General features: G+C 62.0%; 7 protein-coding genes and 1 tRNA gene. 5 read left to right on the top strand and 3 right to left on the bottom strand.

Annotated elements, in window-relative coordinates; translation table 11 throughout:
• Positions 1-522 precede the first annotated feature (522 nt).
• Positions 523-603, bottom strand: a tRNA-Arg gene (locus ABZ717_RS15120).
• 214 nt (positions 604-817) lie between these two features.
• Between ABZ717_RS15120 and ABZ717_RS15115 the strand changes: the two genes are divergently transcribed.
• A complete protein-coding gene (locus ABZ717_RS15115) occupies positions 818-1393 on the top strand; it encodes a hypothetical protein (protein ID WP_358509984.1) in 576 nt (191 codons plus the stop codon).
• A gap of 395 nt (positions 1394-1788) precedes the next feature.
• On the opposite strand, the gene ABZ717_RS15110 is transcribed toward ABZ717_RS15115, so the two are convergent.
• The gene (locus ABZ717_RS15110) at positions 1789-2016 is read right to left on the bottom strand and encodes a hypothetical protein (RefSeq protein WP_358509980.1); all 228 of its coding nucleotides are present in this window, start codon (positions 2014-2016) and stop codon (positions 1789-1791) included.
• Between the two features lie 442 nt (positions 2017-2458).
• Here ABZ717_RS15110 and ABZ717_RS15105 point away from each other — a divergent pair, with 442 nt between their 5' ends.
• The 4 genes from ABZ717_RS15105 to ABZ717_RS15090 all read left to right on the top strand — a co-directional run bounded on the left by ABZ717_RS15105 (position 2459) and on the right by ABZ717_RS15090 (position 10666).
• Positions 2459-3514, top strand: a complete 1056-nt coding sequence (locus tag ABZ717_RS15105; RefSeq protein WP_358509977.1) for a hypothetical protein — start codon at positions 2459-2461, stop codon at positions 3512-3514.
• 83 nt (positions 3515-3597) lie between these two features.
• A complete protein-coding gene (locus tag ABZ717_RS15100; protein WP_358509975.1) occupies positions 3598-4689 on the top strand; it encodes a hypothetical protein in 1092 nt (363 codons plus the stop codon).
• A gap of 466 nt (positions 4690-5155) precedes the next feature.
• Positions 5156-6286 (top strand): tyrosine-type recombinase/integrase, encoded by a 1131-nt coding sequence (locus ABZ717_RS15095; protein WP_358509972.1) that lies wholly within the window; start codon positions 5156-5158, stop codon positions 6284-6286.
• A gap of 489 nt (positions 6287-6775) precedes the next feature.
• Positions 6776-10666, top strand: a complete 3891-nt coding sequence (locus ABZ717_RS15090; RefSeq protein ID WP_358509970.1) for a hypothetical protein — start codon at positions 6776-6778, stop codon at positions 10664-10666.
• Positions 10667-10863: 197 nt separating this feature from the next.
• On the opposite strand, the gene ABZ717_RS15085 is transcribed toward ABZ717_RS15090, so the two are convergent.
• Positions 10864-14097 (bottom strand): DEAD/DEAH box helicase family protein, encoded by a 3234-nt coding sequence (locus tag ABZ717_RS15085; RefSeq protein WP_358509967.1) that lies wholly within the window; start codon positions 14095-14097, stop codon positions 10864-10866.
• Between the last annotated feature and the right edge of the window lie 3 nt (positions 14098-14100).

Below are 14100 nucleotides of genomic sequence, written 5' to 3'. Positions count from 1 at the left end.
CGTGTGCTTTCAAGTCACAGTTGGTCGACCGGTGATCAGCCGTGAAAATGCGGTTCCACGCCCTTGAACGGGTGGCCGACAAGGTTTGCTGAGCCGGGTGAAAAGTCCCGCATGCCGACTTCGTCCAGGGAAAACGCTGCGTCAGATTTACGGTCCGATGGGTTCTCGCGGTTGCTCTGGAATGACGGCTCCAACAGGCGCTCGTAGTTGGGCCAGTGCTGGGGTGAGGGAAGGGCGTCAGCGGGATCGACCGGGTCTCAAAGTAGTCCAAACGCTGCCAGAAGGCCTTCCTGGGGGCCGTCGCGAGGCGGGGAGGGCTGTTCCAGGAGGTCTGGCGGGGCGGAACCAGCCGAGAATCCAGGGGATGGCCTGGCTGTGAGGTGGCCAAGTCCGATGGGGTTTTCGTGGATGCCGCTGCGACTGTGCTCCGACTGCGGAGCACGTATGGAGCACACAAGCCCCGAAAACGCCACGAGGACCTCTTTCGAGATCCTCGCATACCCCGTCTGACCTGGGTTTTTATGGCGCACCCGGCAGGATTCGAACCTGCGACCGTCGGATTAGAAGTCCGATGCTTTCGTGCCCGTACGTGCCACGGGGCGCCGTTTCGTCCCAATCCATCCGATCACTGCTGTCGTTTCGTGTCAAGGGGTGCCGCCCGGTGACGCCCCGGTCCAGAACTGCGGAGCACAAACGGAGCACACATCGCTGGCGGTTGGCATCCGATGGGGTCTCGCAAGGTCCTTGCATATCCGGAGCCGCCTTGGTCTGCTGGTGAGACGGTCAGGCCCACCCATGCTCGTTGGAGGCTGGTGCAGTGTCGTCCACACCGTTGTTCTCCACCTACCGGCAAGGTGAGAACCGGGTCACCTCGTCGATGCTGGCGGTCTTCGAACGGATCGGTCTGTCCCTGGTCGAGGAGATCCTGGCCAAGGCCTCGGGCGAGGCCACCCTGGAGACGGTCACCTTCACCAACCAGCCCAAAGCCAACAAGGGATCGGTCCCCGACACACGGATTTCTGCGGACTTCACCTATCTGTTCGAGGTCATGACCGTCCGCGGCACGGTTGATGCGCAGCAGCTCGAGAGCCACCTGGAGAACCTGGAAGAAGGGCCGGGACGGCACCTGTTCGTGCTCACCCCTGACCCTGAACGGCCCGCTGCCGTGGAGGTTGTGCGGGACCGGCGCGTGGTGTGGTTCAACTTCGCCGCCCTGGACGACGCCATTTGGTGTTCTCGTTCGTGGGCCGCTGCCAAGGGCTTTGTGGATCGGTGCAGAACACCGGCAGGTCCGTGGCCACGGTCAACGCCTCGCGCCGTCACAACTCCGTGCCCTGGCCCCAGGTCAGCGACTTGCGCACCAGCGCGGGCAACCCCGACACGTGCTCGATGAGCACATCGCCCACATGGTCGGCCCTCTTCCCCTGGAACAGGGCCAGAGGAGCACCGTGAAGCGGGTCTGGCGGTCCACCAGCGTGATGGCGGCCGTCTTGGCCGTCCTTGCCGATGACGAGGTCGCTCTCCCAAGGCCCGGGGCCCGATGCCCATCAACCTCGGCTGGCCGCTCCCGGATCGATGGCATGCCGACGATCCGCCCGCCCGACAGGCCGTTCTTCCTCCCGGGACGTCGTGTGGCTCGCTTGGAAGGCAGCATCACCCCGAGCCGGGCCAGCTCGCCCTTGGGCAGGGCGTAGATCCAGGTATAGATCACTTCGTGGCTGATGAGGGCGTCGCCTGCTGAGGTCGAGCCTTCCATTGGTGCCACGCTGGCATCGTCGGCCTCCAGCTTCAACCGGCCCGCGATCTGTCGGGGGTGCGTCCCCGGCCCGGGTCGCCCAGGACCCGCTCACGAATGACGGGGCCGTTGTCCACATGTCGTTGTTGGGGGCGTGCATGGCGGCCCCGGGCGCGCTTGTGGGTGGTGTTGGTCCTATAGCCGCGCTTGGAGGTGTTGCGGCGCAGCTCACGGCTGACCACTGAGTGGCCCCGGCTGAGCCGGCGAGCGATCTGGCCCACGCCCCTCCCCGGGAGCGGACGAGCGTGATCTCCTCGCGCTCTTCCAGGGTGAGCACCCGTCGTGTCCCCATGAGAAACCCCTTTGACCTGCGGTGTTGCTACGGCGGCATGACACCACCAACCCCTCGTTCACGGGCTGTCTCCTCCTTGTTCGAGAGCCATGAAGCTGGAAGTCTCCCTGGCCATCTCACTCATCATCCATAAAGACGAAATACGGGCAAACCGAAACAAGCGCACGCCTGAGCTGCAGAAAACCATCCAATGCAAAAATATATGACTCACTCTCCACCTGCGATAATGTGTAAATTTACTGATCAGGGTCGGTATGTCCAAAATAAAGTCAATGTGCATGCTGTTGACACTCCTGCGCCAAATGTTAGGGTTCTCATGGTTCGACAGATGATTCTTAGAGAGAGTGGCATTTGTGAGCAAAATTTCCCCCATGCTGCAAATCCGTATGGCCTCAGTCTTTTCATTGATCGCCGCGTCGGCAATCCTGGCTTCCTCGGCACCTCTTATGGCCCAAGAGAAAGAACCGGAAGACCCAGAAATCACTGCTCAGAGAATTCCTTTCTCCGAGCTGAATATCAATAGCTCCCCATCCGAGGACATCGAGGCGGTGTCCCTTGCCCTAGACAACACCGATCGCTCTGCTCGCGGTGTTGAAGCAGAAGAACTCAATTATGCCGTGATCGACGACCCCACAAGGCCTGAAGCGGAGATTGAAGTTGTATGGGATGATGGGATCATCCCAGCTTCCGTGGACGTCGCCCATGCGGACTTCGGGGAATACGGTGGTCAGCGCGGTGTCGGCGTCCTGATTGAGGAAGCCCCCGAGAGCATCACAAGTGAGGTTGCCCGCAGCAGCGACACCCCCATCGCGGTCCCGGAGAACATGTACCTGGACCACAGGTTCTGTCTCGACTTCTTCTACGAACCGGATTACCCCGCAGACGAGGACGCCCCCTCGACGAATCAACAACACCATCTGACCACATGCTACGAGAAGTTCGCCGAAGCAGGCACAGACCTGTGGGGTTACTACAGGAGAGCTACGTGGACAAATGCCATCGACGACAATGGACAGTACTTCCCTCGGCTAGTCGACTTCTCCGCTCGCACCCAGCCCTGGGAAGGCACCGAGGGCCACGTACAGCGGATGGTGGATTGGGCACCGATCTCCCCTGAGAGCTCGTGTACCTCTGGCGCGTCTGTGACCATCGGTGCTGGCGGAACAGGACTCACTTTCCCCACCTCCGACTGCCAGGATACGTGGATCGACGCCATTCCGAACCAGGGAAAAATGGGTCAGATCTTCGAAGGCGAGGCGAGGCGGCAGAAGACCTTGGACTACGGCATGCTCTTCGAAGCCGATAACACCTCGGTGGTCCCGACTTTGTCCGACTACGCGTGGGCGGAGGTCAACTACCGCGGCCCCCAGGGGTCGACCGGCAAAGACTTCACGCTGTGGACGGATCTTGGCTGGGTTCCATGGTAGACACGTAGTCCCATAGAATCTGGCCACGGAGGGCTTCCGGATACGGGAGCCCTCTCTCTTGGTTCGTTCCGAAACCGGCGGATATGAAAACGAGAACGCAATACTCGGCCCTCCTGTCCTCGCTCCTGCTGATCACTGCCTGCTCCGACGAACCGTCACCGCAGCAAGCATCATGGGAGATCATCCAGGAAGCTCCGCTACGGGGGCGGGAAGGCCATTCCGTCGTCTGGACAGGGAACGAAGTCATCGTCTGGGGAGGCCGCGCCGGCGACGCTCTCGCCGACGGCGCCGCCTACGATCCCGAGGCCGACACGTGGCGAACCATCGCCACACCCTCTGGATTCACCGGTCGCTACGGGCACACCGCTGTATGGACCGGCGAGGAGATGCTCGTCACTCAGGGGCGGAACGCGGCGGGTGCTGAGTCGGACAGCATGCTTTATTCTCCCGGATCCGACACTTGGCGTGCCGCAGCCCCTGCCCCCAACATCACCAACAGTGTCGACCGCTTCGCGCTCGATGGCGGTGCCGTGGTGCTGTCTGAGCGCGCGGTCCACCACTACGATGCCGACGCCGACGACTGGTCCTGGACGGAGACCGGATTTCCAGTGATGGATGGCGCACTGATGCCGACGGGGGAGGTTGCCTTCGTCGGTATCAGCGAAGAGGGAGAGCTGGTCTTTGAGGCGGCCGACCCTGTGTCGGGCGAGTATCAGCGCCTACCGTCTCAAGGGATCCAGCAAGGGCCCTGGGATCGGGCCGCTCTCGTCGTCTCCGAACAGGACGAACTCTGGTTGGTCTCGTCCCGCAGCGGGAGCGATCGCTCCTATGTCCACTCCCTCAAGGAAGGAGACGCCGCCTGGACCCTGCAATATGAGGACGAATCCCAGTACCTCCAAGCATCCGCGGACCTGGGCAACCACGCCGATACGGTGCTCTTCACTTGGGACCAGGGCGACCTCGTGTCGGTTCGGGCTGGAGCGATTGGTGTTTACGACACCGGCACTAGCACGCTCAGCGCTTACCAGACAGACAACGACGCCGCCCCCTGTCTCCTAGGGGACTACACCGTGCTCGCCGACACCCAGTTGGTCTCCTGGTCGGGACCGAGTTGCCGCAGTGACGCTCCGCTCAGCTATCCAGCGGAAGGACTCTTGGTGGAGCTTCCGAGCTAAACAGATCCCTCCCTGCGTTGCTGAAGCAAGATCACACCAAGGTCACCGAAGTAGCACCGGTCACGTTGGTTCTGGCGCGGGCCCGACTGGGAGGAGTAATTGAGATGTTTCGTACCGGAGTTTTTAGAGACTGTGGTGTGTGCCGGGATCGCCTCCCGTCACTTTTCTTCTTCAACTCCTCGGGGTGAGACTGGGGTTGGAGGTGGTGGTGATGTTGGGGTCGGGGTCGGTGTTCAAGCGGTGCGGGTGTCGGGTGGCCGGGTCTTCGCGCAGGTGGGGGAGTGGTTGTCCGCGGTTGCGGTGCCGTGGGCATGGGAGTTGGTACTTCTCGCTGGAGTCGGAACGGGCCGTGGGTGGTCGGTGTCGGGTGCGGCGGGGTGGGTTCGTTTCCCGTGAGGCTGCGCGTGCGGCGCTGCGCAGGGCCCGGGGTGACGAGGCTGGGGCTGGGGAGCCGGTGGTGTGGACGGTGGCGGCTTGGTTGCAGCACTGGCTGGACGGGCGCAGCAGGTTGCGTGCGCGCACCCGGGTGAGCTATCAGGAGCACATCGACCGCTTCCTGATCCCGCATCTGGGGGAGGCGGTGGTGGAGGAGTTGACGCCCGCCCGGGTGCAGCGGGCTTTCGAAGGGATCGCCGAACACGTCACGCCCCGGGGTGAGCGGGTGGCTGGGGCGACGGTGCAGCGGGTGCGGGCCACGCTGCGGGCGGCGTTGAACACCGCCGTGCGCGAGCGGTTGCTGCCTTCCAATCCGGCGAACGGGTTGCGGTTGGAGTCAGGTCAGAGTGCGCGACCGGTGGTGTGGACCGAGCAGGCGGTCGCTGATTGGCGCAGTAGCGGGGTGCGGCCTGCGGTGGCGGTGTGGACGGTGGAGCAGACCCGCGCGTTCCTGGACCACGTGTCCCAGGATCGGTTGTATGCGTTGTTTCACCTGGCGGTCATGACGGGGCTGCGCCGGGGCGAGGTGGTGGGGCTTCGGTGGGCCGACGTGGATCTGGAGCGGGGGACGGTGCGGGTGGTGCGCCAGCTCCAGGCTCAGCGCGGTGCGGGGTTGGTGGAGGCGGCGCCCAAGAGCGCGGCGAGCCGTCGCACGTTGATGGTGGACCACGCCACGGTGGGTGTGTTGCGCCGCCACCGGTGGCGCCAACAGCAGGAGGCCCAGGACCACGGCCGGGTGTGGGACCGGGGCGGGTACGTGTTCACCGCGGCGGGTGGCGGAGTGTTGGCCCCGGAGCGGCTCTCGCGCCTCTTCCGGAAGGTGAACACCTCCAGCGGATTGCCGCCGGTGCGGTTGCACGACCTGCGCCATGGTGCGGCGACGCTGGCGTTGGCGGCCGGGGTGGAGCTGAAGGTGGTCCAAGCGATGCTGGGTCACGCGAGCATCGTGCTGACCGCGGACACCTACTCCAGTGTGCTGCCGCAGTTGGCGCGCGAGGCGGCGGAACGCACGGCCTTGTTGGTGTTACGGGATGCGGGTCGGGTTCGCCGTCAGGTGCGGGGCAGGGGCGGTCGGCGGGGTTTGACGCTGGTCCCACCTGGGACCCACCGTGGACCCACCACAGGGAAGAGCCAGCCGGTGCACAGCCAGGTGCGGCTGTGACCTGGGGTTTTGTGGCGCACCCGGCAGGATTCGAACCTGCGACCGTCGGATTAGAAGTTGCTGTCTCTTGGGATTGGTTTGTGACGTTGCGTACCACCCCATCCGATCCGTGATGCCATCCCGTGCCGCGTCGTGCCGCCCGGTGACGCCCCGGTCTAAAACTGCGGAGCACAAACGGAGCACACACCGGCCCTCGCCCGCATCCGATGGCACCTTGTGAGGACCTCGGCTGCTCTTCCTCCTACTCGAGCAGTCCACTTAGAGGCCGGGCGAGTGTTCTCTGCTGAACTACTACGCTTCCCACAGAACAGCGTGGTGGAGGAGAAGGAAAGGGCCACAGTGGTAGACGATGGATCGCCGCAAGACCACCAGGAGACGAGTGCTTCTGTAGTTGTGCCCTCCACCTCATACATGGGCGTACCTACTGCTGACTCGACCTCGGATACTGGCACAACCCCTGCTCAAGCCGCTGTCTCGGAGAGGTCCTCGGTGGATGTCCCGCTCCAGTCGCTGGCTCCCAAATATCGGCCCGAACAACACGAGACCTACCTGAAACGGCTGGAAGAGGCGGTCAGGGATGCGAGGAATCTCAACATCGCTCTCACCGGGCGTTACGGCGCTGGCAAGTCGAGCGTCCTCGACCAGTTCGAGGCCAACCATCGCAAGACCACCCTTCGGCTGGCGATTTCGACCCTGGCGCCGGGAGAAGAGGACACCTCCACGACGAACCGCATCCAGAAGGAGATCGTCAAGCAGCTGGTCTATGGTGCCTCGCAGAAGGTCGGGAAGAACTCTCGGTTCAGCCACATCAACGTTCTGACCAAGCCTGTGGCGCTGCTCCAGTCGCTGCTCGCCGTAGGTATTGTCGGGGGCCTGCTTTATCTGCTCGGGTGGTTGCCGGACATCATGTGGACCGGCGCGGACGAAGCGATCTGGGTCCGGACTGCCGCCTGGAGCGGCACTGCTGCCCTGGCGACGCTGGTGGTGACCGCTGTACGGCTGGCGACCCATGGCAGGTTCTGGGTCTCGAACGTGACGACGGGCGCGGGCGCGGTGACGTTGTCGGAAAAACCACAGACGTTTTTCGACAAGTACATTGACGAGATCGTTCATTACTTCGAGCAGGAGCCGAAGGACATCGTCGTCTTCGAGGACTTGGATCGCTTCGAGGATCCGCACATCTTCGAGGCGCTGCGTGAGCTCAACATTCTACTCAACGACGTTCCGAAACGACGTAGACAGCGTCGCGGCAACCTTCTGGGTCGCATCGTATGTCGAGTCCTCGACTGGCTTCCCTGGGAAGCTTCTGGATTCCTGATCAAAAATTTTCCGCTTGAGTGGTCGACCCGACTTCTTGGTCTAGGGAGGCCGTTGCGGTTCGTGTACGCCGTTAAAGACAGTTTGTTCGAGAGAATCGATCTCGACACCGCTAAGACCACTATAGGCCTCAACGGCGCTCAGTCTGTGGGGGGTGGTGAGCCGAGATTGGATGCCGCCGCTGCTGAGAATCAACGCGCGAATCGCACCAAGTTCTTCGACATCGTCATCCCTATAGTCCCCTTCATCTCACACCGCAGCTCCCGCGACCTCCTCCTAGAACTCCTCAAACAAGCAGGTATCACCGGCATCGACCGGCAACTGGTCCACATCGTCTCGCAGCACTCCACGGATATGCGGCTCGTGCGTAACATGTGCAACGAGTATCTGATCTTCGCTGAACGGCTCTTGGATCCCAAAAAAACTGCACCCGGTCTCAATAAAAATCTTCTGTTCGCGCTTGTAGCGTACAAAAATTTCCACCCGAGCGACTTCGAGAACATTCCCCGCCGGGCAAGCGACCTTGACCTCCTATATGACTTCCATCAGCGCCTTGTACGCGAGAACATTGCCTTCAGAGAACAACGTAAACGCGACCTGCAGTCGGCCCCAGATCGAGAACGCGAGCGCGATCAACTCGTTCTCCGCCTCGCAGCCCGCTTGCGCCGTTACGCTAACACCGAGCTACGAGCTCATCAAAGCTACCAATTGCAAACTGTGAAATTCAAGGTCGGGTCGAATTCCTATGCGCTCGAACAGTTGGATGACCGCGGGTTCTGGGTCGATCTCGCCCAAGCTAAAGCCCTGACAATAAGAGGGCTTCGGTACAATTCAATCAATGGCCGAGACATGGCCAAATGGAATCAGGGAGAAATTCAGGAGGTAATCCCCGAAGCCCTTGACAGCGACAAGTGGGCTGCGATTGACGCAAGCAGAACCGAGGCAGACTTCAAGGATATTGACCCCGAAATCGACCTTCTGCGACGAGCTGGATTCGCTAGCCTGGCTGCCATGGACCACTTCAAGCTGACTATGGGAAGCAAAGATGGAAATCCCGTCAAAAAGAATTTTTCTGACCTGGTGGAAGAAACATTGAAGTCTGACTTGGCGCGACAGCTGATTCGAAGCGGCAAGATCGACCGAAATTTCTCTCTATACGCATCCCATTTCTATGGGGACTTCAGTGGACCAGATGTTGCGAACTTCATGGTCCATCATGTCCAGCCCAAGACCATGAACATCGACTACGACCTCAAGCGCAAGGACGCTGTTGGGAATCTCCTGGAGGAGGCTGAAAACGCTGGCGAGGACTTCACCCGAACCATTGCCGCCTACAACATCGACGTCGTCAACCACCTCTTGGCCACGGGGCATCCTGGTGCTGACCACGTCGTCCAGAACCTGATCACTCACTTCGACGAAAACGCACGCGCCTTCCTGGCCTCCTACTTCACCAACGACACTGCTGAGCGCGAGAAACTTGCAGCCCGTCTCACCGAGCACCGGTGGCGCCAGGTGTTCACCTACCTCGTCAGTGACGAGGGTGTGCCAGCCAAGGCCCGGGCCTCGCTTGTCAGCGCGGCGCTGTGCGCCTTCGACCCCCAAGCCACCTACGATCTCAGCGTCGAAGTCATCCAGTTCATCACCGATCATTATCACCACATGTCGGCCTTCACTGACCTGCGGCCACACCCCGATCCCCAACTGGGACTCAAGAGCGTGGCGGAACGAGTAGACACCGTCCTCGAACGCACAAGCATTGTCCTCCCTGAGATCGACAAGCTCGAACCCCAGCTGCTCAGTCTCGTCGTCGCTGCCAACGGTTACCAGCTCAACGCCGCCAACTTGCGTACGGCTCTCGGTATCGTCGGCAGCATCAGCCTCGACCACGTCCAGCGCAACGAGATGGTGTACGAGTACTGTCTTGCCCGATCGCGCGCCTATCGTGAAGCAGTCGACGCGGACGAGGAAACCGAACACACCATGGAAAGTCAGCAGATCCTCATCAAGGTCCTCAACGACATCGCTGACATCGCTGCAAAGTGGGGCGATGAAGACTCACCCGACCATGATGCAGACGCCCTGGCTCGGCTCCTCGGAGGTGCCTCCGCTGACGCGTTGCTGAACTCGGTGCACGACGTACCACCGCCCACCTGGAGCGCGGTCGCGGCGGCGGGCCTACTCCACACCTCACTCACCAACGTCGAGGCGTACCGCGCCGAGATCGGCTCCATCGACGCAAGCCTGGCCCGTGCTCTTGAGACCTCTGGCACTATTCACGTGAGTGATCCAGAGGACTTCCTTGATGAGAGCGGCCAGGAACATGACCGTGAGACGGCCGCAATCGCTATCCTCAACGCAACCACGTTCTCTTCACCAGAGGCCCGTGTCTCCCTCGTTGAAAGTTTCTACCCGAGCACCCATTTTGCCGTCACCGAGATCTCGCCCGAGAAGAACAATCTGTTCGCGCTACTGCTCCAGAACAACCGGATAGCCGACGATGAAGCATCATTCATGCACTTCCGCAACGGTGGCTGGGACGCTATCGGACCAGCTATCAAAGCCTCAAAGAAAATCGGTGACTTCATCAGCCCCATGCTGGTGGGTGACATGGTTACTCGACTACTCAAGGACCCTGCCTGTGCCTCCAAAGTCGGCCGTATCATCGTCGAGAACATCGAAACGTACCTCCCGGATGACGATGACATGGCAGGACTGAAGGCCGCCGCAGAGCACGCTGACGCCTGGCACATCCCGCTTGCACCGGACACCGTCGTGCGCATTGCGCATGCCGGAACCGTGGTTGGCACGCCGCTTGACGGGCCGGAGCGCACGCTCAGACTTCTCTGCGCGGCCAGACCCGACGCGACTTCAGACCAAATCGTCGAGGTGCTCTCGCATCTCGGTGACCCCTACGACCAGATCCGGCAAACCGGCGCGAAGTTCCAGCTTCCTCATGACTCCCTACATGAGCAGCTGCTACCAATACTCAAGGCAGATGGGCTCATCTCATGGAGCACGACGAGGAAGAGTCCACGCAAGTACATCGTCACTGTTCGGTGACACATTCTCATCGCCCCTGCAAGGGGTAGCAATATTTCCCGGTGGGGTGTCTCATTCCAGGGTTCGTAAAGGCTGTGGCATGTACCGGGTTTGCCTTCCGCCACTCGACCTGCCCGATCCCGCTCACCTGTAGGTGGACCAGCGGGTGGTGTCTCTGGTCTGCCGGATGTGGAGTTCGCGTTTTCACTGGCGATGCCTCACTGGGGTTCATCTGAGGCATCGGCGTCTTCGGGATCCGCTGCGTCGACCGTCCGAAGCCGGCGTGACTGGTACAGGTACGCACCGATGAGGCGGATGAACTCGTCAGCGCGATCGCTCTCCCCAGTGAGCGCACCGGTCAGCTTGCCGAACGCCCCCTCGTTCAGTACTGCCGCGTCGGTCAGGGTCTCCCGTAGTTCGGGTGAGGCCATGAACTGATCGAGCGCATTGTGGTCAATCTGGTCAGCGATGCGCGAGTCCTCCTCAGCCATGCCGGCCGCCGCGACCACGAACCCTTTGATCTGCGGATCGGCGAACTCCGAACCGAACAGCGCGTTGATCCGAGACACCACCTTCGAGAGCAACTCCTGCTGCGGATCCTGCCGCGACACCCCCGAACCGACCCCGGAGATGCCAGCCAAGCTCGGCGTGTCATGGTCCCCGGACAGCCCGATGTCGGCCTTGCCCTGATCGATCTGCCGAACCCGGCGCAGCTCGAGCCCAGACACGTCGACGTCCGCGCCCGGCTCGTCGACCGCGAGCAGCCGGATCAGCTGACGCAGGAACTCAGCCAGCTTCTCCAGGTCGCTGGTGCCGTAGTCGACGACCTGAGACATGAAGTCGTACAGGCGCACGTAGGAGCCACAGTCTTTGCGGAAGGTCCGCAGCTCGTCGAGCGCTTGGCTGTCGTGCTGCTCGGCCGCATCCGCCCATCGGTTCGCGAACTCGTCGCGGGCTGGCGTGACCGCAGCAGCGAGAGCGGCATGAGACTGGGACGGCGCCCACCAGGCCTTGGCGTAGCGCTCAACGTCCGCTGGCGTGTAGATCCGTGCCTGGGCTAGCTTGGTCGCGAGCCGGTGGACAAGGTTCGGGTCCGTCGCCGTCTCGATGTGCGCCTCAAGGTAATAGGTGAGGAAAGCCTCGCGGATCTCTTTCGGATCGTTAACAAAGTCGAGCACGAACGTCCGGTCCTTCACCTCACCTGAGGGTGCTCGGTAGATGCGGTTGAGCCGCGACAGAGTCTGCACCGCGTGCACATCGGGCAGTCGCTTGTCCACGTACATGGCGCACAGCAACGGCTGGTCGAACCCGGTCTGGAACTTATTAGCGACCAGCATCAGCCGGTACCCCGGCTGGCGGAACTCCCGCGCCAGGTCCGAGCCGAGGCCCGGATTCATCGTGGCCTCGGTGACATCGGTCAGCCCATAGTCGTCGTCGCTGATCTTCCCGGAGAACGCCACGATGGTCTGATAGCCGTAGCGCTTCTGCGCCAAGTACTTGTCGGTCTCGATCTTGTAGCGGACGGCAGCCTGGCGCGAGTCGGTCACGACCATGGCCTTCGCGTGTCCGTTGAGAAGGTGGGCAACGTTAGCGCGGAAGTGCTCGACGATGATCTCGACCTTCTGCCCCACGTTGGTCGGGTGCAGGTTTGCGAACCGCATGATCTTCCGCGACGCGATCTTCGGATCGACGAGCCGATCCGCTCCGTCGTCGGTGCCTCCGCCTCCGGTAATACCGGTGACAACGCCGCTTTCACCGTGCTGCTCGATCTCGAAGGCAGTCCTGTAGGTCTGGTAACCGCGCAGCACGTCGAGAATGAACCCCTCCTCGATCGCCTGCCGCATCGGGTAGACGTCGAACGAGACCGGCTTTCCCTCGTCGTTATCGCGCCCGAAGAGCGTCTTCGTCTTCGCCTTGGGGGTCGCCGTGAAAGCCATTAGTGACACGTTCCGAGCCCTGGCACGCGCCGCAGTCTCGGCAGCGATCTGCCGTTCGCGGGCGACGTCAGCCTCCACCACCTGGTTAACGATGTCTTGACTGTCGAACTCGTCCTCGTCAGGGACCTGCCCGCCCTCGGTGAGGACCTTCTTCAGGTCAGCAGCCGTCTTACCCGATTGCGAAGTGTGCGCCTCGTCGACGATCACCGCGAAGTTCCGATCGCCCAACGTTGTCTCCAGGAGACCCTTGACGTAGGGGAACGTCTGGATGGTGACGACCACGATCAGCGCCGAGTCGGTCAGCGCGTCCAACAGCGCTCGCGACTTGGAGCCCCCAGAACGGCGCACTGCGGCGGAGTCGATGACCGCAACGGTGCCAGCCGTGTCATCGACCTGCTCGACAGCCTGCTGCAGTTGTGCGTCCAGGACACGGCGGTCCGAGACGATCAGGACCTTGTCGAACACTTTCTCATTCGACTGATCATGGAGCCGGGCCAGCCGATGCGCTGTCCAAGCGATCGTGTTCGTCTTCCCCGACCCGGCCGAGTGTTCGATCAGATACCGGCGACCGGGGCCCTCCTCGGCAATCGTGCCGACGAGCTTATTCACCGCGCGCCACTGGTGGTAACGCGGGAACATCAATGTCGTGGACCGCTTGATCTTGCCTGTTGCGGGATCCTGGTCGGCTTCGGTCTTGAGGAACATCTGGGACCCGAGGATCGCCAGCCAGTTGTCGCGCTGTAGGACTTGCTCCCATAGGTACGACGTCGCAGCACCGTTCGGGTTGGCCGGGTTCCCGGCCGCGCCGGTCTCCTCATGACCACGGTTGAAAGGCAGGAAGTAGGTTTTCTCTCCGGCCAGCTTCGTGGTCATGTGGACTTGGTCATCGTCGACGGCAAAGTGCACCAAGGCACGGGTACCGAACCCGAGCAGCGGCTGGCCCGCCGGGTTGCGGTCTTTGCGGTACTGGCTGACTGCCGTGCGCCACTCCTGCTTGAAGAACGACTTCAACTCACACGTCGCCACTGGCAGACCGTTGACGAAGAAGACCAAGTCGATGGATCGGGAATCCTCGCGCTTCGGCGAGAAGTGCACCTGCCGCACGACGCGCAGGCGCACCCTCCGGTAGTGCTCGGTGACGTTCCGGTTCAGCGTGGTGGCTGGCTTGAACTGGCACATCCGCAAATGCGCGGTCGCACCCCGGGTGTGGGAGAATTTTCGTCGCAGCACGTTCAGCGTGCCCCCGCCAGAGCTCATCGGGGTGTTCAGCCGGGCTACGAGCGAATCCAGCAACGCCTCGCGGTCAGCCGCTTCTGCGGCGGTGCCGACACGGACGACTTTGGTGTACTCATCCGGCTGCGTCTTCGACAGCCACCAGAACACATCCTCGGGCCAGATCGCCCGCTTGACGTCATAGCCGTCGTCGGTCTCGCTGTACTCCCAGCCGTGCGCGGCGAGGTACTCGGCGATTTCGATCTCGAAAGCCTCCTCGTGCGTCCCGTCAGGTGCCGCCATCGT

Origin of the sequence: Nocardiopsis sp. NPDC006832 (assembly GCF_040635885.1) — a bacterium.
Lineage (GTDB): Bacteria > Actinomycetota > Actinomycetes > Streptosporangiales > Streptosporangiaceae > Nocardiopsis.
The sequence above is the reverse complement of the archived record's forward strand: the minus strand, read 5'-3'. Positions and strand labels throughout refer to the sequence as shown.